Annotated in this window: 29 protein-coding genes and 1 tRNA gene; 19 read left to right on the forward strand and 11 right to left on the reverse strand. The window is 37.0% G+C overall.

What is annotated here, in order from left to right:
• The first annotated feature begins 68 nt into the window (after positions 1-68).
• Entirely contained in the window at positions 69-638 is a 570-nt protein-coding gene (locus tag LG273_RS06690) for a CotO family spore coat protein (RefSeq protein WP_379562470.1), read from the forward strand.
• A 70-nt stretch (positions 639-708) separates the two neighbouring features.
• On the opposite strand, the gene LG273_RS06695 is transcribed toward LG273_RS06690, so the two are convergent.
• Positions 709-1,167 (reverse strand): CotY/CotZ family spore coat protein, encoded by a 459-nt coding sequence (locus LG273_RS06695; RefSeq protein ID WP_379562469.1) that lies wholly within the window; start codon positions 1,165-1,167, stop codon positions 709-711.
• Between the two features lie 193 nt (positions 1,168-1,360).
• On the opposite strand from LG273_RS06695, the gene LG273_RS06700 reads away from it, so the two are divergent.
• The 3 genes from LG273_RS06700 to LG273_RS06710 all read left to right on the forward strand — a co-directional run bounded on the left by LG273_RS06700 (position 1,361) and on the right by LG273_RS06710 (position 2,204).
• Positions 1,361-1,585: a hypothetical protein gene (locus LG273_RS06700; protein ID WP_379562468.1), complete on the forward strand. Its 225-nt coding sequence runs from the start codon at positions 1,361-1,363 to the stop codon at positions 1,583-1,585.
• 61 nt (positions 1,586-1,646) lie between these two features.
• Entirely contained in the window at positions 1,647-1,853 is a 207-nt protein-coding gene (locus tag LG273_RS06705) for a hypothetical protein (protein ID WP_379562467.1), read from the forward strand.
• A 96-nt stretch (positions 1,854-1,949) separates the two neighbouring features.
• On the forward strand, positions 1,950-2,204 hold the full coding sequence (locus tag LG273_RS06710; protein ID WP_379562466.1) for a hypothetical protein: 255 nt from the start codon (positions 1,950-1,952) through the stop codon (positions 2,202-2,204).
• Positions 2,205-2,250: 46 nt separating this feature from the next.
• Here LG273_RS06710 and LG273_RS06715 read toward each other — a convergent pair whose 3' ends face one another.
• The 6 genes from LG273_RS06715 to LG273_RS06740 form a co-directional block, all read right to left on the reverse strand.
• A complete protein-coding gene (locus LG273_RS06715; protein WP_379562465.1) occupies positions 2,251-2,955 on the reverse strand; it encodes a YetF domain-containing protein in 705 nt (234 codons plus the stop codon).
• 120 nt (positions 2,956-3,075) lie between these two features.
• Complete coding sequence (locus LG273_RS06720) at positions 3,076-3,498, reverse strand: GNAT family N-acetyltransferase (RefSeq protein ID WP_379562464.1); 423 nt, start codon at positions 3,496-3,498, stop codon at positions 3,076-3,078.
• Positions 3,499-3,501: 3 nt separating this feature from the next.
• The gene (locus LG273_RS06725) at positions 3,502-4,014 is read right to left on the reverse strand and encodes a YjcG family protein (protein ID WP_379562463.1); all 513 of its coding nucleotides are present in this window, start codon (positions 4,012-4,014) and stop codon (positions 3,502-3,504) included.
• Between the two features lie 120 nt (positions 4,015-4,134).
• Positions 4,135-4,860 carry an alpha/beta hydrolase gene (locus LG273_RS06730; RefSeq protein ID WP_379562462.1) on the reverse strand — a complete coding sequence of 242 codons (726 nt, stop codon included), beginning with the start codon at positions 4,858-4,860 and terminating at the stop codon, positions 4,135-4,137.
• 117 nt (positions 4,861-4,977) lie between these two features.
• Positions 4,978-6,807, reverse strand: coding sequence for an ABC transporter ATP-binding protein (locus LG273_RS06735; RefSeq protein ID WP_404458790.1), 1,830 nt, complete (start codon positions 6,805-6,807; stop codon positions 4,978-4,980).
• On the reverse strand, positions 6,797-8,527 hold the full coding sequence (locus tag LG273_RS06740) for an ABC transporter ATP-binding protein (protein ID WP_404458792.1): 1,731 nt from the start codon (positions 8,525-8,527) through the stop codon (positions 6,797-6,799). Before LG273_RS06740 ends, LG273_RS06735 begins: the two co-directional genes overlap by 11 nt.
• A 198-nt stretch (positions 8,528-8,725) precedes the next feature.
• Between LG273_RS06740 and LG273_RS06745 the strand changes: the two genes are divergently transcribed.
• Together LG273_RS06745 and LG273_RS06750 are read left to right on the forward strand one after the other, a co-directional pair.
• On the forward strand, positions 8,726-8,914 hold the full coding sequence (locus tag LG273_RS06745; RefSeq protein ID WP_404458794.1) for a hypothetical protein: 189 nt from the start codon (positions 8,726-8,728) through the stop codon (positions 8,912-8,914).
• Positions 8,915-8,927: 13 nt separating this feature from the next.
• Positions 8,928-9,179 carry a spore coat protein gene (locus LG273_RS06750; protein ID WP_379562458.1) on the forward strand — a complete coding sequence of 84 codons (252 nt, stop codon included), beginning with the start codon at positions 8,928-8,930 and terminating at the stop codon, positions 9,177-9,179.
• Between the two features lie 49 nt (positions 9,180-9,228).
• Here the strand turns inward: LG273_RS06750 and LG273_RS06755 are convergent, their stop codons facing one another.
• The gene (locus LG273_RS06755) at positions 9,229-9,561 is read right to left on the reverse strand and encodes a hypothetical protein (protein WP_404458796.1); all 333 of its coding nucleotides are present in this window, start codon (positions 9,559-9,561) and stop codon (positions 9,229-9,231) included.
• 262 nt (positions 9,562-9,823) lie between these two features.
• Here LG273_RS06755 and LG273_RS06760 point away from each other — a divergent pair.
• The 10 genes from LG273_RS06760 to LG273_RS06805 all read left to right on the forward strand — a co-directional run bounded on the left by LG273_RS06760 (position 9,824) and on the right by LG273_RS06805 (position 17,386).
• Positions 9,824-9,896 (forward strand) — tRNA-Val (locus LG273_RS06760).
• Between the two features lie 168 nt (positions 9,897-10,064).
• A complete protein-coding gene (locus LG273_RS06765; protein WP_404458798.1) occupies positions 10,065-11,069 on the forward strand; it encodes a hypothetical protein in 1,005 nt (334 codons plus the stop codon).
• Positions 11,053-11,208, forward strand: a complete 156-nt coding sequence (locus LG273_RS06770; RefSeq protein ID WP_404458800.1) for a hypothetical protein — start codon at positions 11,053-11,055, stop codon at positions 11,206-11,208. Before LG273_RS06765 ends, LG273_RS06770 begins: the two co-directional genes overlap by 17 nt.
• A gap of 606 nt (positions 11,209-11,814) precedes the next feature.
• Positions 11,815-12,147, forward strand: a complete 333-nt coding sequence (locus LG273_RS06775; RefSeq protein WP_379562453.1) for an ArsR/SmtB family transcription factor — start codon at positions 11,815-11,817, stop codon at positions 12,145-12,147.
• 16 nt (positions 12,148-12,163) lie between these two features.
• Complete coding sequence (locus tag LG273_RS06780; protein WP_379562452.1) at positions 12,164-13,429, forward strand: NAD(P)-binding domain-containing protein; 1,266 nt, start codon at positions 12,164-12,166, stop codon at positions 13,427-13,429.
• A gap of 648 nt (positions 13,430-14,077) precedes the next feature.
• The gene (locus LG273_RS06785; protein WP_404458803.1) at positions 14,078-14,623 is read left to right on the forward strand and encodes a sigma-70 family RNA polymerase sigma factor; all 546 of its coding nucleotides are present in this window, start codon (positions 14,078-14,080) and stop codon (positions 14,621-14,623) included.
• The gene (locus LG273_RS06790; protein WP_404458805.1) at positions 14,592-15,959 is read left to right on the forward strand and encodes a DUF4179 domain-containing protein; all 1,368 of its coding nucleotides are present in this window, start codon (positions 14,592-14,594) and stop codon (positions 15,957-15,959) included. The genes LG273_RS06785 and LG273_RS06790 overlap by 32 nt, the downstream gene beginning before the upstream one ends.
• Positions 15,960-16,105: 146 nt before the next feature.
• Positions 16,106-16,621, forward strand: a complete 516-nt coding sequence (locus tag LG273_RS06795; RefSeq protein WP_404458807.1) for a hypothetical protein — start codon at positions 16,106-16,108, stop codon at positions 16,619-16,621.
• 124 nt (positions 16,622-16,745) lie between these two features.
• Positions 16,746-16,952, forward strand: a complete 207-nt coding sequence (locus LG273_RS06800; protein WP_404458809.1) for a helix-turn-helix transcriptional regulator — start codon at positions 16,746-16,748, stop codon at positions 16,950-16,952.
• 41 nt (positions 16,953-16,993) lie between these two features.
• A complete protein-coding gene (locus LG273_RS06805; protein WP_404458811.1) occupies positions 16,994-17,386 on the forward strand; it encodes a hypothetical protein in 393 nt (130 codons plus the stop codon).
• Between the two features lie 55 nt (positions 17,387-17,441).
• On the opposite strand, the gene LG273_RS06810 is transcribed toward LG273_RS06805, so the two are convergent.
• Positions 17,442-18,179 carry an SDR family NAD(P)-dependent oxidoreductase gene (locus LG273_RS06810; protein WP_404458813.1) on the reverse strand — a complete coding sequence of 246 codons (738 nt, stop codon included), beginning with the start codon at positions 18,177-18,179 and terminating at the stop codon, positions 17,442-17,444.
• Positions 18,180-18,336: 157 nt separating this feature from the next.
• On the opposite strand from LG273_RS06810, the gene LG273_RS06815 reads away from it, so the two are divergent.
• The 3 genes from LG273_RS06815 (at position 18,337) to LG273_RS06825 (ending at position 20,484) form a co-directional block, all read left to right on the forward strand.
• Positions 18,337-18,951: a TetR/AcrR family transcriptional regulator gene (locus tag LG273_RS06815; protein ID WP_404458815.1), complete on the forward strand. Its 615-nt coding sequence runs from the start codon at positions 18,337-18,339 to the stop codon at positions 18,949-18,951.
• Between the two features lie 146 nt (positions 18,952-19,097).
• Positions 19,098-19,619 carry a sigma-70 family RNA polymerase sigma factor gene (locus tag LG273_RS06820; RefSeq protein ID WP_404458817.1) on the forward strand — a complete coding sequence of 174 codons (522 nt, stop codon included), beginning with the start codon at positions 19,098-19,100 and terminating at the stop codon, positions 19,617-19,619.
• Positions 19,612-20,484 (forward strand): LCP family protein, encoded by an 873-nt coding sequence (locus LG273_RS06825; protein WP_404458819.1) that lies wholly within the window; start codon positions 19,612-19,614, stop codon positions 20,482-20,484. The genes LG273_RS06820 and LG273_RS06825 overlap by 8 nt, the downstream gene beginning before the upstream one ends.
• Before the next feature lie 122 nt (positions 20,485-20,606).
• Here LG273_RS06825 and LG273_RS06830 read toward each other — a convergent pair whose 3' ends face one another.
• Complete coding sequence (locus LG273_RS06830) at positions 20,607-21,473, reverse strand: IS3 family transposase (RefSeq protein ID WP_404458821.1); 867 nt, start codon at positions 21,471-21,473, stop codon at positions 20,607-20,609.
• Positions 21,437-22,000 carry a helix-turn-helix domain-containing protein gene (locus LG273_RS06835; RefSeq protein ID WP_404458823.1) on the reverse strand — a complete coding sequence of 188 codons (564 nt, stop codon included), beginning with the start codon at positions 21,998-22,000 and terminating at the stop codon, positions 21,437-21,439. The genes LG273_RS06830 and LG273_RS06835 overlap by 37 nt, the downstream gene beginning before the upstream one ends.
• Positions 22,001-22,150: the final 150 nt, after the last annotated feature.

The raw sequence follows: 22,150 nt of genomic DNA on the forward strand, positions 1-22,150 counted from the left end.
TGCTAATAAATTCTTTCACACATTTATAAAAATGGGTTCATATAATGTGGAGGAAGGAGTGATCTGTTATGGCAAAGAAACGGTTTGCGAAAGACCCTTTACTCTACATTCATCAGCCTAAAGAGAACAAACCAAAAGCACCAATGCAACATACTTCGTATACCAACTCAAAGAAGAAACAACCCTTAGCTACGGAGCAAGAAAAAGTAGAACAGAAGCAAGAAGAAGTACCAGGGCCTGTTCGCACTCATATGAGGCGGCGTAGTTTTTTAGAAGAACAGGCACTGCAGCAAGAAGAACAAGATAAGCACGAACAGGAAAAAAAGGGAGAAGGGAAAAAGGACTTCGAATTAGAAGATGAAAGGGAAGAAGTAATTGAACACAAGGAAACAGAGGAGAAGAAAGAGCAACGACCTAAGTTTAGAGATATGACAATAGAGGAGAAGGTGGCGTACTTCGTGGATACACCCAGCTATGCTCCACAGATGCGATGTGAAATTAGAACTGAAGGTAAAGCCTATCGTGGCATTATAACCGGATCAGAAGATAATTTCGTGTATATTCGAGTCGGAAACAGAAAACAAAGTACAAAGATTAATTTGGACGATATAAAACATATAAAATTATTAGGGTTCTAAATAAAAATGTGTATTTTTTTATGCGTATGTAAAAAGGCCGAGGATAGATCCCTCAGCCTTTTTCTTTGTGTTAGTTGATTGCATTGATTGCTGGTAGGCACGTTACATGGCAGAAGCAGTTAAGGTCTACAGTCATGCAGATACCAGTTGCACGTAGTGGTTTTGTTTCTTGGTCTACTGGATTTTTCGGACATGGATCTTCGTCACCAGGATCTCTTAAAAGTTCTAAAACTGCACAACAATCATCAGTAACCTTCTTCACACGGAAGTAGAAGCTACCTACAACATAACCAATATTGCTTGGGTGAGCACCGTAACCTTGGAATGGTTTGCAGTCTCCTTTACAGTAAAGGATAACTGGAACTGTATCTAATCCATTTCCATTATCTGTTTCCCCTAGTAAATCAGAAATGGACTGTTCACAGCTAGTGTCACAACAGTTTTCAATGACATCGTTCTGTGCTTCAACTATTTCGCTAAGAATATCGCAAACACAGTTTCCTGTTTCAAAATCTTTTCCACAACCCATGAATTATTACTCCCTTCAAAAATGAAATTGACTCATTTGTCTTTAATAGAGTATGTGTTTTCGTATAGATGGTGTGGGCACTCAACCTAAATATTCTAGATATTAATCATGATAATTAGGGCAAATGTCCACACCAGTAAAAAATCCTTACATAGACTAATAACGAATTTACAGCATGAAGGAGTGAAAGCTAGTGTCTGAAAGAAAACAAGTTATTCATGTGAAAGACCTTGTAATAAGAGCAGATAACGTCTATATAGAGCCATCACGTCCACACCATCGAAACCCTTTCTTTGGTGGAAGAAGACAGGAAGAGGCAGAGGTTGAAGCGCATCACAAAGGTGTCGATGAGGAAGAAGCATTCGAAGACGAAAAAAAAGATAGAGAAGAAAGAAGAGACCCATTCGCCTGGTTCTAAGAAGATCGGCAGCTATATTGTAGCTGCTTTTTATTTTGGGGAATGGGAAGGAGGAAGGAGTTTGAACGTATCCGAACCAAAATGGATGAAGCATGTGAAAGATATTGAGAAACATTTGGAAATTAATGAAAAATGGTTAAAGACACCTGAAGCTCGTTTTACCAAATTCAATAAAGAAGCTTTAGATTGGGAAAAGGAATTTTTGCACAATATCGGAGGGTTAGAAAGTTTTTTAAAGGATTTAGAGAATAAAATGGAGAATTGGTAGGAATATTTTTTAGCGAACAGGGTATAGATAAATAATTAACAGCGATAATGAGAGCAATTCATGACAAGAAAGTAAATGAAAAAAGGGGGCGCTTACATGGGATATATACTACCAATAACACATTATCAATACCATGAGTACCAAAATCGGGTTACCGAGACTAAGAGAAATCCACATTACGTTGAAAAGCCGTTTAAAGTTATTCTGCAAAAAGAACATCATCGAATTGAAAAGGAGTATGAAAGACTTCAAAGCCCTGTACAGCAACCTTCTTCAAAAAAAGAAGTGCTGGCTAACAAATTCTTTGGGCAAATCACTGGAAAAGGAAGAAATTTAAATACGGGCGTTTAACGAATAAAAAAAAGCAACCCATCGAATTAACAGATGGGTTGCTTTTTTATTCAAATTTACTGTGATTTCGATTTGTAAACGGGAGTAAAAATAGCTGTTTATCTCTTATATACTCGGCATAGAACACCTCAGCTGGACGAATATAGCCTTGGTCATGTAGTTGCTCCAGCAACCATTCCTCTGTTAAATTTTTTTCCTGTAAATTATCGTACAAGATTTCTCCATCGTTAATAAGTGTGGTGGCCAAATGAACTTCCTGAGAGGCTACCTTTAAATCTTGCTTAGTTGGTGTTTGTGAAGCAGCTTTTTTCAGGACCGATACTTTTCCATTTGTTTCTAATATGGCATATTCAACTTCCTGAATAGAAAAGACATCTTTTTCGCGTAATAAATGCTGTAATTGGTTGATATCAAGTTTACTTTTCTTCATTGTATCCCGAATAAGTTTCCCTTTATATATAACAATATCTGGGCTTCCTTCCATAAACACACGTGTTCTCTTCCATTTTTGGGTGGAGATCTCTGTTAAATAAAGGAGCACTCCCCATAAGACGATCGCAAAAGCGATTTTTCCAATACCAGCCTCTTTATCAAACAAAGCATTTCCAACCAATTCTCCAAGAATTAATGCAGAAATAAAATCAAAGGGGGTCAGCTGGTTGATCTGTGTCTTTCCAAGAATTTTTGTGAGAAAGAATAAAGCTGTAAAGCCGAAGAGTGTTTCGAGAAACATGGAGAGGTAATCATTCAAAGGGTACACCCTCCTTATAGGCATTTTAAGCCTTAGCCTACCCGATATATTCATTTTCATTCAGTGACGTGCAAGGAGAGACAAGGAGGAGCCTAAAAAAACACCCCACAAGGAGGTGTTTTAAATATTTTTTATCATGGTTACATGGGGAATACCAGCATCCATAAATTCCTCGGAAACGGTTTTATAACCGAGACGTTCATAGAAGGGTAATGCTTGTGTTTGGGCATTTAATTTTGCTTTTTTATACCCCTTTGAGGAAATTATTTTTTCCATTTCTGCAATCAGTTGCGAGCCATATGCTTTCCCGCGATGTTCCTTCAAAATACATATCCGTTCCAGCTTTCCATATCCTTCTACAAAGCGAAGCCGGCTAGCAGCAATTGCTTGATCGTTTTCGTAGCCTGCAAGGTGGATAGCTGTTTTATCATGTTCGTCCAGTTCTTCATCTGGAGACACCTTTTGCTCTTCCACAAATACTGTCATACGAACATGATAGGCATCCTTTAATTGTTTGTCTGTTTCTACTATTTGTATGTCCAAGCTTTATTCCTTCCCGAACACAAACGAGTCATGGACAGTCCATGATCCGTTGTCCAACTGATAAAGAAGTTGAAAACGATCAATCCGGTCTTCTAAATCAAAGTCTTTCATTTTAAGGCTACCGAATACATCGGAATATTCTTCAGTGGATAGCTTTTGGGCAATTGTAATATGGGGAACAAACGCATATTCTTGACTTCCTGGAAAATTACCCCGATTTATTTTTTCAAATAGATCAATCAGTTCCTGTTTTGGTTCGACTTTTAAATAAATTGTATTCGTAACAGGCGCAAAGGTGCTTACCTTTTGGATATTAATGGTAAAAGGATCTGTTTGATTCGCTATACTTTTAAGCTCTGTTATGAATTCTTGGACAGTCTCTAAGTCTGCTTCAAAGGCTTCCTTTAGCGTAATATGCGGCGGAATTAATGCATAATGCGGATCATAACGCTTTCGGTATGAATTTGCTTCATCTTGTACTGCTTTTGATGGAAAAATAGCTATTCCATATTTCATTATGAAAACCTCCTTTATTATTTTGGCGACTGTAAGCTTCTAATTAACCAGTTAGTGTACCTTTTATTATAGCAAACTTAAAAGAAACAAGGTAATTATTTTTAAAGTTTTCAGGATTCTTTAACCAAACATTGTAGTCAGTAAACGTTTCATGTCCTGTTGCCAGTACTTCCAAGTATGCTCACCATCCTCAAGCTCATGATACACATAACTAACCCCTTTTGAGGTTAGAAGATTATACAGCTTTCGGTTCGGAGCAAGAAAGTTAACAGATTTACCATCTGTTGTATCAACCGATGTTTCTTCTGTTCCAATTGTATGGTAAATATCAATACCATGTATTGCAGGTGCGTCTTTTGCTGCTTGGAGAACTGTATCATCTACATATGGTGATTGCATAATGACTTTACCAAATGTATTTGGATACTTGATTGCTGTCATAAGCGCAAGTGTACCTGCGAGCGAATCTCCCATTAGCGCTCGTGACTGTCCCATATGATAAGTAGGCAGAAGTTCATCGAGCAGTGGAACAACCTCATGTACCAAAAACTTTATATACGCCTGATTTTGATCACCGTCTGGATGGTATTTTTCCCTGCGATCATACTTATCCTTGTAATGAATACCTACAAAGACGGTATTATTCATTTCCTTTGAGTCATGAAGGCGATCGCTTAGCGTGGCGATGCGTCCCATTTGGTAATAATCATTCCCATCCTGCATGATGCAAATATTATATTTATACAGTGGTGAGAAGGACTCTGGCTGATAAAGTTTTAATGTCATTGTTTCCTGGAGATAGCTACTTTTAATTTGCTTTTCTATCATGGAGCCTTTTCTTCCCAATCTGACCCCTCCAATTTACTAGAATAAGGTTTACTTTTATAGTGATTTTCGCTTTATAATTCCCTGCAATTCTCTATTATAAACTAATCCAAGGTTAGGACAAAGGCATTCGGCTTTTTACCCGGCGCTCTGTGCTTTTGTTTGCAACTGCCCTTTATAAAGGTCGTAGTAGCTACCCTCGAGTTCAAGCAAAGCTTCATGGCTGCCTTGCTCAAGAATTTCTCCATGTTCCAGCATGATGATTTTGTCAGCTTCTTGAATGGTATTCAGGCGATGGGCGATGACAAAGCTTGTTCTGCCTTCCATTAATCGTTTAAGTGCTTCTTGAATCTTTAGTTCTGTAATGGTGTCAATATTACTAGTCGCTTCATCCAGAATAAGGATAGAAGGCTCTGCTAGTAAGGCACGAGCTATGGTAAGCAACTGCTTTTGTCCTTGGCTGATGCCGCTGCCAGTCTGGTCAAGCATCGTATCATAGCCATCAGGCAATTTCTCAATAAATTCATGAGCATTGGCATCCTTTGCAGCCTGAACCACCTCTTCATCGGTTGCTTCAAGCCTTCCATAACGAATATTTTCACGAATGGTGGCATGGAAAAGGAAGGAGTCCTGTAAAACAAAGCCCATATGCTGGCGCAGACTAGAACGTTGAATATCTTTTAGGTCGGTCCCGTCCAGGCGAATTTCACCATCATCATAGTTATAAAAACGGGAAATTAAATTCACGATCGTCGTCTTACCGGCGCCTGTATGGCCAACTAAAGCCACCGTTTCACCAGGGGCAGCTTCAAAGCTAATGTTATTCAAAATTTTACTGTCTTCGTACCCAAAGGAAACGTGGTCAAAGACAATATTTCCTTCTGTTTCTGATAGCTTAATTGCATCTTTTTCATCATTTTCTTCCTGTTTCTCATCCATTACCTGGAAAACACGCTCGGCACCAGCAATAGCCGAAAGCAGGATATTGAACTGGTTGGATAATTCGTTTAAAGGTCGAGTAAATTGTCGAGCATACTCAGTAAAAATGACGATAATTCCAACCGTTACAAAGCCGTTAATTGCAAGAATTCCCCCGACAAGGGCAATAAATGCCATACTTAGTGCGTTAAGGGAGTTCATTACTTTTGGTATAAAGCCGGCAATGGTAAGTGCCCAAAAACCGGAATGGTTCAGCTTCTGATTGCGCTCTTCAAATTCTTTTATAACACGTCTTTCCTGAGAAAAACTCTTCACAATATGTTGTCCAGAAACGATCTCCTCCACATAGCCGTTAACTTCTCCTAAATTTTTTTGTTGGAGCTTATAAAGCGGGCCAGTTCTTCTCGTGATCCAACGTATGCTGAAATACATCGCTGGAATAATAGACATGGTAACTGCTGTAAGAATTGGGCTTAAGTAAAGCATTACACCTACTGTTCCAAAGAGTGTTAACACACTCGAGAATATTTGGATAACAGACTGGTTAAGTGTATTGTTTACATTATCAATATCATTTGTTACCCGACTCATTAATTCCCCATGCTGCCTTTTATCAAAATAAGAAATTGGCAGACGATGGAATTGATGAAACAAGTCTGAACGCAGGGTATAAACGGTGTTCTGTGCAATATCCACCATCCAAAAATTTTGTAAAAAGATGGACAGGGAGTGTAAGAAGAAAATAACGACAAGCCAAATCAAGAGAATGCCAAGGCCTGCACTTTCCTGTGTAACAATATAATCGTCAACGGCCATCCCAATCATATAAGGACCAAGCAAGCTTAGTCCAGAACTGGCAACCACCATGAGAATGACAAGGAAAAGCTTAAATTTTTCTCTAGCAAGGTATGACCATATGCGTTTGATTGTACCACGTGCATCTTTTGCTTTACGTGATTTATCCTCTTGTATTTTATCAACGGGAATTTTCTCGTATTGAAAAGGCTGTTTTAATGAGTTATTTCGCATGTGCGTACTCCTTTCCAAATTGCGATTCCACAATTTTTCGGTACAAAGCTGAGGAAGCGAGAAGCTCCGTATGTGTTCCTATTGCAAGCAGCTTGCCTTCATCCATTAAGAGGATTCTGTCAGCGCGCATCGCAGTGGTGATTTTTTGCGTAATAATTAACATGGTACACTGATACGTATCGATCGCATCTAGCAACCTAGATTCTGTTGCTAAATCCAACGCACTTGTACTGTCATCAAGCATCAATATCTTTGGTTTACGAATTAAGGCTCTCGCAATAGAAATTCGTTGTTTTTGACCACCGGAAAGGTTAACCCCTTTTTGGCCCACGCGTGTTTCATATTGGTCATCAAGCTGCATGATTGTATCATGAATTTGGGCATCTTTTGCCGCCTGCATGATTTCTTCCGTCGTCGCCTGATCTTTTCCCCAAGCGATATTGTCTGTTACAGAGCCTGTAAAAAGGAGGGGGCTTTGTGGCACATACCCGATACTACCACGCAATTCATCTAACGAATAATCAGACAAGGGGCTTCCATCGACAGAAACCGTTCCTTTCGTCGGGTCATACAGCCTAGGAATCAGCTGGAACAGAGAAGTTTTGCCCGCTCCTGTTGAACCAATTACAGCAAGTTTCTCTCCAGGAGCAACTTGAAAGTTAATGTCCTTCACTACATCTTCTTCACTTTCCGGATAAGCGAAGGATACATTATCAAAAACTACAGATCCTTTCGTAATTTGATTGCCATGGTTGACTTGATCGGAATCTTTCAGGTCAACTTCTAGATCCAATACCTCACCTAGTCTTTCTGCAGAGGCTTTCATTCTGGAAAATGCCATAATGATAAAGGTAAACATGGAAATAGCCATCGAAACACGCATTGCATAGTTAACGATCGCGACGACATTCCCAACAGAGGTATCTCCAGCAATGGCCTGAGTATTTCCATACCAAATAATGAAAATTAGGCTCAAATTCATCACAAATAGCAAGATGGGCATAGAAGATTCCACAAACCTAAATGTAAAGCGCGTGCGATCTGCGAGTTCCTGGTTGGCAGTGGTGAAGCGCTTTTCCTCATGATTTCTCCGGAAAAATGCCTTAATCAACCGCATTCCTGCTAAATTTTCCTGCATGACTCGGTTTACTTGGTCAACGCTTTTTTGGACTTTATCGAAAAAGCGGCTCGCAAATCGCAAAATTAAAAGAATAAAGCCGATCAGTAAAGGAACAGTTACAAGGAAGATAAGTGACAGCTTCGCATCAACAATGAATGCTAACGTCACACCACCAATTACAATTAACGGCGCTTTTGAAATTATCCTTAGAATCATAAATACGGTGTTTTGCACTTGTCGTACGTCATTGGTAAAACGTGTGACAAGCCCAGAGGTCGGGTATTTATTTAAATTTGCAAAGGAAAATTCCTGTATTTTAGAAAATAAACGCTCTCGTATATCGTGGGCAAATCCCCAGCTAACATGAGACGAATAAAAAGAATTAATAATCCCACTTGCAAAGCCAATTAATGAGAGGCCAATCATAATGCTTCCCCACATCACAATATTATCAATATCCTGGTTCACTACCCCTTCATTAATCATCTTTCCGAGCAATAGTGGTAACAGCAATTCAGCTGCTAATTCCACAAGCATTAGTAAAAACGCTACAATTGCCGGTAGCTTATACGGTTTAATAAAAGAAAAAACTGTCCTCATGTTGACTCTCCACCTGTCGTAAATTAATCCAATATTCTTCCTATTATAATAGGAAACACTATTTTTATCCACTTATTTAGTTCGTGTTCCGAAGTAAAAAAGAATCTAAAAACAGATAAAAATATCGACACTTATTATGCATATGCAGTACAGCTATGGGAAAGATAGACGTGTATTTCCAAGAAAGGGGCAATGGACATGAATAACGGATTAACAGAGCTTGAATTGGAAAACCTGCGTCATATTATCGGAGGACATGGTATGATCGCAAACAAACTTGAAGCGTATGCACAAAATTGTACAGATCCACAGCTTGTTTCCATGCTGCAAAAAGATGCACAAGATGCCAAATCAGCTCAGCAAAAGCTTATGACATTTTTAGGATAAGGAGGAATCGTACATGCTTTCAGAAAAAGATATCGTAAATGACTACTTAGCAGGATTGAATGCTAGTTTGACAGGCTATGCAACATATATTAGTGAATCCGATAACGAGCAATTACGTCAGACATTGATTCAGATGCGTAATCAGGATGAGCAACGCCAACGTACCCTTTATAATTACGCAAACCAAAAAGGTTATTATCAGCCAGCAGCACCAGCTAACCCGCAAGTCGTTCAACAAATAAAAAGTCAACTATCCCAGCAATAAGTGGGGGAAGAAAACAGGACAGCAGTTGGAGGCTGTCCTGTTTTTTTACTTATTCAGGAGGAAGCCTGTAAGTAACTTCACCGTGTGCGTTTAGGAATTCTAATTTTGGTTCACCTTGTGCGTCGATTACCATACGGATGCGTTGATTTCCTTTTTTATCATTTAGATGTACCGAAACTTCTCCATTTTTGTTTTTACCCATAAAAGCCCGTTCTGCATTTCCTTTAAAGAGCTCTTCTAACTGCTCTTGTTTGTATTCTTGGCTGACATCGCTATTTTTAATTTTTTCAGTGGCTTTAATAAGTTCATATATTGGTGTACTTGGCCGATCATAGATAGAAAATCCATATCGGCTTTCTCCATTCTCTTCAAAATAATCCATTTGCACGACCTGGTCCTGTTTATATTGGTCGAATGTGAGGGAAGTGCCAACAAACTCCTTTCCATTCTCGTCAACGCCATTACCGTATATTAGACCACCACATTCATCTTCCTCTTGATTGTAGAATAATACCCCTACAAATTAATTTTGATATAGTATTACCATTCGATTATCTAGTGGAGAAGTCCTTCTGAAAGAATGAATCTATTAAATATTGACAGATAGAAAGATATTATATATAGTAAATTTATTGTAAAGATTCGATTCCGTAGCTCAGCTGGGAGAGCACTACCTTGACAGGGTAGAGGTCGTTGGTTCGAGCCCAATCGGAATCATACAAATTACGAAAACCACGTTTGATAATTAATCAAGCGTGGTTTTTTTATGTGAAGAGATTTTCATTGAGCATCCGAAAAGGTTGCTTATTGTTCCAAGGATATTGACTGGCGGAATGAATCTGGTAGAATTGATTCGTTGGAAAATAACGGAAATGGGGCTCGATTATGAGAAAGCTTTTGAAAATAAGTATATCAGTTATCATGATAAGTGGATTGCTTGTTGGCTGCGGTAATTCGGAAACTAACGAAAATAAAGAGGAAGTAAAAAGTAAATCGGCAATGAAAGAGCAAGAAGTTGGTGCAGAACAAGAAAACCAAGCGTTACTTGAATGGGAAAGTAGCGAAAACTTTGGTGAATGGATTACGAAATCAATCGAAATCCTAGAGGGCAATTTGGACGATCCAAGAATTGAACAATCTGGGAATGATGAAGGGTTTACATATTATTTGAAAATAGAGGAAATTGCTAATTTACGAGATGAAATGGAAGTATGGGCGGAAGGTAAAGCAATGGGAGAAGATATGTCAAATCTGTTTATGCTTAATTCGTTAATTAATCACTTACAATTCTCCCGCACAGCCCATTTAGGAAACAACGGCGAAGCGATAGAAGCGGTTGAACTTGTAGAACAATGGAAACCAACAGATGTAGAAATGCGAAAAGCATATGAATACACGGTACAATTGTTCCACGACCTTGATATTGCGGTCAATCACGATGGGAAGGGCGAGGTGTACGGTGTAACACATACATTAAACGGCGACAAGGTTTCTGAAATGACAAAAATTTGGAAGGGCGGCGGTATTCCTGCTTCAAAACTTGAAATTGGTCTTTTCACATACGGAGAAGACGGGTCTTCAGGATATGATTCACTTGAAAGTTTTATTCGTGACCTTTCCGATAAATGGGCACACGATTCTCACTTCCGAGAAAATCAGATGGACTATTCTGCTGAAATGCAACTTGTAGAACAATCACTTTATGATATAGCATATTTCGAAAATGAAATTAATGAATTAGGTTTGTCCGAATTATTTGGTGACTTACAACAAACTGCTTTTGAAATGGTAGTCAATGATAATAAAGAAGGAGACACGGAACTTCACGACAAGCTTGCAGCAAAGTATGGAACATATTTGCAAGCTATAATAGATGAAGCAAGGAAATAAATTTGTTGCTTTTTCTCCTTGTAGTTTGTGTTCTAAATACAATGAAAAATGGATTCAAGAGAGACAGTTTGGTGGTTTTGCCGGTATGGATTTAGATGTAGTGGATTTAATGTTAGGGATTGACGTTTCTCCTTTATAAAAGTACCTATTAAGTAAGTATAGTGACGAGAGAATAAACGATAAGTTTATTTCAAAAAGATTGGATTGAATTCACCTACATAGATCTTATTGCTAAAACTGCTTTTGAAGTGTTAGGTAGAGAACTAGATATCATCCTGAAAATGCAGGAATAGAGTTTATTCCTTATTACTAATTCTAAACATGGTGAGTGACTTATTAATATTAGAATGTATTCTTTGACTATGAAACCTGTCCAATCCTCTTCTATTTATTAACATATAGTGGTAGTAAGAAAGGAGGAGGATACTTTATGAGTTGTAATTCTAGACAAAAACACCATGAACATGAATGTAGCTGTCACAAAAAGAAAAACCATTGTAATGATGATAACAGGGTTAGAGGTGACTATTACGATCATCCATGGTTTCGCACTGCTGTTACTTGCCATGAATTAAAAAAACACCGCTGTGAGTGGTGGGGCAGAAACTAAGAAAGATATAATTTATTAGCCTCTTAACATAGAGGCTTTTTTGTTTTAAGAGAAGCATATTTCTTTTACATCAAAATAATTTGATGTAAAATACGCTTATAATATCAAAATAATTTGATATAAGGAGGTACGAAATTGATTGCGAAAGATTTAAATCTAACTGATTATCAAGGTATATTTAAAGCTTTGGCTGATAAAAAGCGATTAGAGTTACTAGAACTTCTGGCAAAATCTCCAGAAGAGACCATTTGTGTTTGTGATCTTACGGAGGCATTGGAGATGGCCCAATCAAAGCTTTCCTACCATTTAAAAATCTTACTGGATGCTGAACTGATTACAAAGGAGAAGAAGGGGACATGGAATTATTATGGATTGAACCCTTCCATGCTGAATCATATCCTTTCAGAAGAGCTTTGTTGCTTATTTAGGGGCCCGACAAAAGATATTAAAATTAACTGTTCAAACTAAAAAAGGGGTGTATATGATGAACCAACAATTACCTGTCATAATAATTGGAGCAGGACCAGTCGGTCTAGCAGCGGCAGCTCACCTCGTTGAGTATAAAATACCTTTTAAGATTTTGGAAAAAGGAGAATCCGTTGGCAGTAATATTCTAGAATGGAGACATGTACAACTATTTTCTCCCTGGGAATATAACATCGATCAAGCAGCCTTACAATTATTGCAAAAAACTGACTGGCAACAACCTGATATTCACAAACTGCCAACAGGAAAAGACTTTATAGAGGAATACCTGCTACCATTATCGCGGTTAGGAGTGATACATGATAACTTACAATATAATGCAGAAGTTATTCATGTTACAAAAAATGGCGCTGACAAATTAAAATCTGATAAACGAAACGAGCGACCATTTGTCGTTCATTATAAAAATGGATCATCTTTAGAAAAAATAAAAGCCTCAGCTATTATAGACGCCAGTGGTTCTTGGCAGAATCCAAACCCACCATACGCAGATGGTGTTTGGTTAAATAATTCTTTGCGGGACCTCGTTCATACAAATATTCCTAATGTATACCAACAACCAGAAGTTTTTAAAGAAAGACATACAGTGGTGATTGGTGCTGGTCACTCCGCACTAAACTCGCTAATGAATCTTGCGGAGTTGAAAGAAGCTTATCCAGCAACAAAGATATCCTGGGTCCTAAGAAAAGAATCAGCATTATCCGCATTTGGGGGAGGAGCACAAGATCAACTAGAGGCCCGTGGTGCTTTAGGTACAAGTGTCCACAAACTTGTACAGCAAGGAATAGTAGAGGTGTTTACTCCTTTTCATGTGGAAGATATTCATAATGATGGTATTCGATTTGTACTTACCAGCAGCGAGGGTACTAAATTATCTGTTGATGAAATTATTGTTAATACTGGTTCGCGGCCAAATTTTGATTTTCTGCGTGAAGTGAGATATGAGATAGATCCGGTAGTTGAGAGTACGCCAACTTTAGCTCCCTTAATTGATCCTAATTTGCATAGCTGTGGAACTGTACGTCCACATGGGGAGGAAGAGCTCAGGCATCCAGAAGCTAACTTTTACACCGCTGGGGTTAAATCCTATGGAAGAGCCCCAACCTTTTTGATGACTACCGGATACGAACAAGTTAGATCAATCGTAGCTTATATTGCAGGAGATGTTCAAGCAGCAAAACAGGTGAAGCTAAAGCTTCCAGAAACCGGTGTTTGCAAGACTACTATATTACCTCAAAAGCAGCAAGATTGCTGTGTTAATTAGTAGATGCCTTCGGTACAAATAGTAGGATGGCTGCTCTAGATTTGGGATTTGCAACAATAGAATAAAAACTATAATATACTTAAGTAGAAAGTGACAACGTGCAGAATATGAAATTAGCCCTTTATCGGACCTTATACCGGTAAAGGGCTTTTCTATTGGGATAAAGTTATTCTGCCTTTAAGCCCTAATATGAAATATAATAATGCTTGTAAACTAAAAATTGATTACCCCTAAACATAGTATTAAAAGCATCATAACAAGGGAAATGTAGTTTTTCTTAAGATAAAAGATGATGATGAAAATAATAGAGATAGTTATCCAAAAGATGTAATCGCCTGCTGTGGGGAACAGCTCAAAGAAAAACTGATTAATGGTAAGCTTCAACAATAATAGTATTACGGTAGATGATAAAACGTTATCGATTGGTTTTATTTCTCTCTTTTGCTTTTTGAAGGCTTCCATTACGCTCCTCCTTTTAAGGAAGTAATATATAATATAATTTAAAAAATACATTTTATATTCTAACATATCCATTTTTATTTTTTGCTAGCTTGTACTGTATAGGAAGCTAGATTAATTGTGGGCTCTTAAAAAAATGAAACTTTTTAATTAAACTTTACCTCTAATGTTCAGAAAGGAGGATAACACATGAGAGAACAAAAACTTATAAAAAAAGCAATTCAAGGAGATAAGGAGTGCCTCGAAAAACTACTCGTTATCCATGGCGAACAACTGTATCGCACAGCATTTTTATACGTCCGGGATCGTGAAGACGCTTTGGATGTCGTGCAAGAGACTTCTTATAAAGCTTTTCTATCAATTGATCAATTAAGGAAGGAAGAATACTTTCTAACTTGGCTAACTAAAATACTTATAAATTGTTCGTATGACATACTTAAAAAGAGTAAGAAGGAGTTACCTTTGCACAACCTGGTGGATCTGGCTACAGATAAGAGTGAACATAGTGAAGAGTCCATGGATTTATTAGAGGCCATTAATCGGTTAAATAATAATCAAAAAAACGCTATTATTCTATTTTACTTTCAGGATCTTCCTATAAGTGGTGTAGCAGAAGTTATGAACATCCCAGAAAATACGGTAAAGACTTATTTAAGTAGAGGGAAAAGACGGTTAAAAAAGTTGTTAGGAGGGATTGGTTACGATGAAGAGAGAATACTTTCAAGAAGCATCTGAAGAGATTGAAGTACCTAAAGAGGATATACTTGCGGCAATAAAGACCGGAAGAAAGCGTGCTAGCCAAGGGGCTGTGGTACATAAGAGTAGAAGAAAAGCAAAGAAAATAATCTGGGCAACAGCAGCTGCTGCGACCATTTTTGTTTCATCGAGTTTTATTTCTCCATCCCTTTCTCATGTGATGGCTCAAGTACCGTTACTTGGAAATGTGTATACAGCTTTTAACGATTCTGTTGGTCGAAGTTTGCAATCCCAGGATTTGATAACAGAATTAAACCAAACCTTCAGTTATAAAGGTATTGACGTAACTATAAATAATGCTTACTATGACGGAGCTGTCGTGGGTGTTACTTTTTCAGTTAAAGGTAATGTTAAAACAGAGGAAGACGGTAGCGTACAAGGTTTTTATGAGATATTTAATGGGGCGGAAGGGATTAGTGATAGCAAGGAAATCGTTCATATGGAGCCAGCAGAAGATGGTTATGTTGGACATGTTCAACTAAGCTACCCGAAAGCTGAATTACCTGCAGAAACTACTTTCCCATTAGAATTTAAAAGGATAGGTGAAATGGAAGGTAGCTGGCAATTTGATGTGCCGATTAAACAATTGCCATATGAAACAGTAAACGTTGATAAAGGTACAGTTGATGAAAATATTGGTGTGAATGTTCACTTCGATTCCATTATACAAGGTAAAGCATCTACTGCCATTAATTATACTGCTACTTCCCCTGAAGGAAAACATGATTCAGTAAGACTAGAGGTTTATGATGATCAAGGTAAGGAACTAAATATCTCCACAGGTGGAATAGAACTAGGTACGGTGGAAAAAAGTACTAGCAATATTCTTAAAGAGAGAAGTATAATTTCACAATCAATAAAGGGAGAAACGAATTATATTGAGGTACTTCCTAAAGTAGCGTTAGATGAACCTGATCGTTTTATTAGTTTAAATAAAGCAGCTCCTATAAATATAAGTGCTGACAGACAAGATTTAGCTGTTGATATAGAAGGTATAACTTTTAAAGATAAAAAAGTTACGTTCGATTTCCAACTAAACAATGGGGATAACATGGACAAAGACTTTTCGTTCTATAAAGATTTTGCTAAAACTGGAATCGATCTAGTGAAAGAATCCGAAAAAGATATTTATAAGGAACCAATCAAACATACAATCGAGGTAAAAGACAAAGATAACCTGAAATTCTCAAGCACCTTTGATATAAGTCAAATTAAAGATTTTAACAAAGACAACTATATAGTAAGAGTAGATATGGGAACATTAAGTGCAAATATTCCTGTTGAATTAGAGAAGGTTAGAATGGAGTTAAACTAAACGTATAAGCAATTTAAAAGCCAGCCAAGGTTATAAGCTGGCTTTTTGTGTTTTTGTGTAGTTATCAATAATGGTTTCTAAGTTGAAACTTCTTAAAATTATTTACGTATTTCTTTATACCAAGTTAATTTGAAAGGATTTTCCACATGTATGAATACCGGTTTTTTAATACGCTTTCTACAAAGCCTGCTACGATCTACAACAGAGATACCAAAATAGGAACAATATCAAAAACATACTCGCATCCTATTCAAAAATTGTTTGATCTCATTGTGAAGGGGCATCTCTTCGTAAATTATGAACTTAAAGATAGTACGGATCAGACTGTATTGACGTCTAGAAGGGGACCTAATCCTTTCAAAAGGAAACAATACCATGTTGCGTATTACAGGAGAGACAGGGAAATTTATCTTCACCTAGTAGACGAGAAATCGTTTGGTATGACGGAAGAGACCTCATTTACATATGATGGACATACGTTTGAATTAAAGAAATCGATGGGGGAGAAGGCAAGAATATTGAATGAGGGCAATGTGGTTGCTGAGTGGGATAGTTCGTTAAAAGTGCCGTTTAAAGCGTATTTTGAATTAGTTGATAAAAATTATAAAGAAGATGAATTGCTTTTTCTAGGGCTGTTCCATACATATTTACACGTAGCATAGGTTTTATTGAAGTTATCTTGTAAAACAAAACCCTGCATAATGTAAAAAAAGTTTGACATTATGCAGGGACGTTTTTATAATAGAAATGTAAAAAGGTTTTTACTTTTTAAGAGGTGTAAGATTATTGAAAAATAACATAAGAGTAATTAGAAAAGCCATGAAATTTTCGCAGGAAGAACTCGCGTCTATGTGTGGTGTTACCAGACAAACCATAAATGCTATTGAGAATGATAAATATGATCCGACATTAACGTTAGCATTTAAGTTATCGCAAACACTTAACACGACTGTAGATCAATTGTTTATTTTTGAGGAAGACACAAAGGATTAATGGGTTGATATTTAATTTAAAAATTATTATGAGGTGATTTTTTGCGCAAAACAAATAGGTTTGCTGTTATTATTTCTATCACAACATTTTTAATTATTTCTGGCTACTCACTTTACAAGTTTATAAGGTATGACCAGATTGATGGGGCAGGTGTGTTTTTTGGATTTCTTGCATTGGCCTATGTTTTTAATTCTCTTACTTGGGGAGATTTAGATGGAAAAAAGGACAAGGATGAATTGGAAGAGCATATCGACACACAAAGTTCCAAAATTAGCTATTATGTGTTAATGATCCTAGCTGCTGCAGTATTATTTATATCAGATGGTGTCTCTAATTTAAGTGATATTGACAATTTTCCACTACTAATAGTTGTCGGGTTAACCTTAGTCGTACAGCCAATTACTGCTTTTATTTATTCTAGGAGCTATAAGTAAAAAAACAGTGGGGAGAGCCCCACTGTTCTCTAATTTTCATTTTATTTTAGGCTGCTTACTGTGCAGTAAATCCACCATCAACCGTTAAGCTATTACCTGTCATATAAGAAGAATCATCACTTGCTAGGAATAAAACAGCTTTCGCCATTTCTTCTGCTTTTCCAAGACGCTTCATTGGTGTGCCAGCTGATAATTGTTTTTTGCTTTCTTCAGGAATAATTGGAGTATCAATAAATCCTGGGCATAATGCGTTAATACGAATGTTTTTCTCTGCATATTCAAGTGCAAGGGAGCGTGTTAGGTTAATAACCCCACCTTTTGCAGCGTTGTATGCAGCGTTTCCTGGTGCACCAATCCAGCCGTACATAGAAGCTGTATTAACGATAGTACCACCCTCTGCTTTTAGCATTTCACGAATTGCCTCGCGTGCAACTAAAAATACCCCATCTAAGTCAACGTTAACTGTATTTCTCCACTCACTGTACTCTAGATCATGAGAGGATTGTACACGGCCAATTCCTGCATTGTTGAACACAATATCTACTTTTCCAAATGCATCTATAGTCTCTTTAAACACGTTTGCCACATCGTCTTCACTTGTAATATTAGCTTTAACAAATAAAGCTTCAGCGTTTTGGTCTTTAAATTCTTTTGCCAATGTTTTTCCTTTTTCTTCATTTAAATCAACAAGTACAACTTTTGCTCCTTCTGATACAAATAGGTGTGCTGTTGCTGCCCCAATACCGGATGCGCCACCAGTAATAATTGCTACTTTATTTTGCAGTTTACCCATAATAGATTCCTCCAGTATAATAGAATAATAAAACGCTTTATATTGTATTTATAATTTAATTTTATTCTTTCCTGATCTTCTAACCAATCATTAATCGATGGCTTAGTGTCTATGCAGTAGACACTTTTGTTAAAAATGTCTTTTTGGAGGTTTATTTATGAACGGCAACCTTGAAATGTCTACTCAACGCAGAAATCGAACAAAAGAACATTTGAGAGTGTCCCTTATCGAATTGATAAAAGAAAAAGGTTATCATTCAATAACCGTAAGAGATATCGTAGACCATGCTTTATATAACCGAAGTACCTTTTACGTACACTACCAAGATAAATTTGAACTCACAGAAGAACTAATGTATATCATGCTAAAGGGCTTGGAGGAATCAGTGGGACGGGCATTTATCCCTGGTCGTACTGTGTCTACAACAAATTTAAGCATTGAATCTTTCAGCATCATTTCTTATATCTATGACAATCGATACTTTTTTGAACTAATAAAATATGATGATACAATTCCTGGCTTACATAATAAATTCCCAAATACGATCCTAAACATCTATCAAAAACAGTTTATTTTTGAGACAGTGAACCACATTCCAGTAAATATGGAGTATTTTGAACGCTATACTGCCTATGGTTTTTATGGGCTCATTATGAATTGGATACATACAGGGTTTAAACAGGAAAAAGAAGATTTTATTAATGAAGTCATTGCGTTAGCGCGAACACATATGCAATCAATAAAATATGTTGGACATGAAAATAATAGATAGGCTGCGTTAAACGAATTCCTTTCCTTTAGCTATCAATGGAAGGGGTTTTTTATTTCCACCTAAAAAAATACAGATTATGAAACTATATTAGAATGGTGGTCGTCTAAAGGCCAAAGGAAGGAAAGAGGTTGGGAAAGAGGGCAGTTATGGAGAGGACAAAAGAAGAAATATTAGAAGAAATTATGAAGGAACATGGAGGTGAATTAGTTAGATTAGCGTTTCACTATGTAAAAGATAATGAGACTGCCAAGGATATGGTACAAAACACGTTTATTAAATGCTATGAAAACTTAAATGATTTTCGTTTTGACTCCTCAATTAAGACATGGCTCTATAGAATCACGATTAACCAATGCAAGGATTATTTAAAGAGCTGGCATTACCGGAAAGTCCATGTTAAGAATCTTTTTGAAAGTGTAGTTACCCCCTTTTCACCTTCTACTGAAGAGCAGGTGGTAAAAGATTCCGAACACGAAGAGATGAAGAATTTAATCTTTTCTTTACCACGAAAATATCGCGAAGTTATTTTTCTATTTTACTATAAATCTTTTTCACTAGAAGAAATTGCCCAATTGACAGAGCTTAATCTGAACACCGTGAAAACTCGGCTGAGCAGAGGGAAGAAAAGGTTAAAAAGCTTAATGGAGGAGGGAAATGTTCATGGATGAAAAGTCAAAAAAGAAGTTATTTTCCTATATGGATGATGAAGATTTAAATTTTACGGAAGATGACAGAAATAGCACATTTAATAAAATCCGGCAAAGAGGGCAACAGAAGGGCTCGCTTTTTCCTGAAAAAATGAGAAGACATTTAGGACCTGTTTTAGGAAGTGTAGTGGTCATCATGCTAGCAATTGGAATCCTGATCCCTAACCTATTTGCAAATAATGATATGAATTCACAAAACGCGCAGCAACAGACTTCCCGACATAAAGAACTATCATTTTCTGCTTTATTAATCGGAGAAAACCCAGTCACACGTAGAAGCGATTTTACTGTTTTGATGACATACAATAGCCAGGACAATAGCATAAATTTAGTCCCGATATCTCGCGATGCGTATGTCGATATATATAATGCAGAAGGAGAAATTATTTCAAAAGATAAGCTGACCCATGCTTATGCTTACAATACAGCACCAATCCCTGTTGTGAAAACAGTTTCAAACCTCTTCGACATGCCTATTGATTATTATGCTACGGTACAAGTGAAAGATTTTTTTAAAGCTCTAGGGATTAGTGAGGATGAGGAGCAACAGGAAACCATTCTAAAGCAGGAAATTGGGGATGTATTGCAAAGTCTCTCCTTTTCACAGTTTCAAACACTGTTAACAGAAAGTGAAACAAATATCCCAAATGATGTATATAGCCAATTTAAAGCTGAACAGAAAACTTCGGAAGCCATAAGAGTCATTGAAATGGAAGAAGGAGTGGAGGATAAGTTTATTGACGGGATATACTATACGGAAATTGATCCGGCTGTATTGGAATCCACCAGGGATAGATTACAGCAACACTTAGGTGAAGAAAAATAACGCAAGCACTACCTTCCTAGAAGTCGGTTACGAAGTCTTCTTTAGTATCGAATGAAGGAAGTTAATAATTTAAAAGTCTAAACTGTGTGGCACGGTGGTTACCCCCAAAAGTTAGAGTCTTGTTATGCAGCTGATTGGCTAGATTGAGTTCGGTATTCTACTGGACTCAATCCAGCCAATTTTTCTTTTGATCGTTCATGGTTATACCAGTAGATGTATTCTTCAATTCGTCTTTTTAATTCCTCATAGCTTACTAGTTCTTCTCCATAATACATTTCTTGTTTCAATAGACCAAAGAAATTCTCTATTGAAGCATTGTCTGCACAAGTAGCTTTACGTGACATGCTTTGGAATACTTTATTTTGTTTTAATGTACTTACCCATTGGTTGTGCTGATAATGCCATCCTTGATCAGAATGGATAGTGGTGCGATAGGTCGCATGATTCTTTATTATCTCAATCGTTTCTTTCAAAGGTTCCATGACAAGATCTAACGTTGGACGTTTCCTGATTTCAAACGCAATAATCTCTCCGTTATAAAGATCAAGAATTGGATTTAAGTATAACTTGTCTTCACCTAGACATTTAAATTCTGTAATGTCGGTTACTAATTTCTGAAGAGGGATAGGCGTGCTAAAGCGACGAGACAATCGATTTTTCGCTACTTTTCCTACTTTCCCCTTAAAGGAATTATATTTACGAGACTTCCGCATAAATTTCACGCATTTTAATCCTAGTTCTCGCATAATACGATACACTTTTTTATGATTGATAGAATGTCCTAATTTCTTTAATTCTTTTGTAATACGTTTATAACCATATCGCTCATGAAACTTCTTAAATAGCCGTGTAATGAGATCCTTTAGTTCTGTATCCACTTCTTCTTTCCCGAAGTTCTTGACATGATAGTGATAGGTTGCTTCAGGAATACCTACTACAACAAATATATCCTTTAATCGGTATCCTTCCTCTTTGAGTGCGAATGCCACTTTTGCCTGTGCTTTTCGTGGAACGCATTCGGATTTTCCCGAAAAGCTCTCAACTTTTTTAGATACGCATTTTCTAGCTTAAGTAGTTCATTTTCACGTTCTAATTCTTCTTCACGTGTTAAATTTGCCTCAACTTTTTTCTTTGATTTATTAGGTTTTTTAGACATAGAAGGTCTCCCCTTTGGTTTTGGTTCCAGGCCTTCTATCCCTTGTTTCTTAAAATCCTTCATCCAACGCCTTATTAAGGATGGGTTGTTCAAATTAAATTGAACAGCAGTTTCTAAAAAAGAAGCACCTGTCTCTAACACAAATTGTACCGTATCCAATTTAAATTGAACAGGATACATCTCCTTCGTCTGCCTTCTTTTTAACCCATCCATTCCTTGAGACTTATATACTTTTACCCATTCAATAATTGATGTTTCACTAGCCATATTATATTTTTTTGCCAACGATCTATATCCTAGGTTGCCATATAAATACTCTGTGACGAGCTTAATTTTAAATTCTTCACTATATTTAGCCATAAAAACACCCCCGAAAGTTAGAGTTGAAACTCTAACTTTCGGGGGTCGGTACCCCGTGGCTACACAGTTTATTTTTTATGGTAAACTTAAAAAGTAGTTTTCATACATTTCTGACGAGTTATTCGGATTGAAGACAATAAGTGAGAAAAG

The organism is Oceanobacillus kapialis (genome assembly GCF_044790185.1).
In the GTDB taxonomy this organism is placed as follows: Bacteria; Bacillota; Bacilli; order Bacillales; family Amphibacillaceae; genus Oceanobacillus_B; species Oceanobacillus_B kapialis.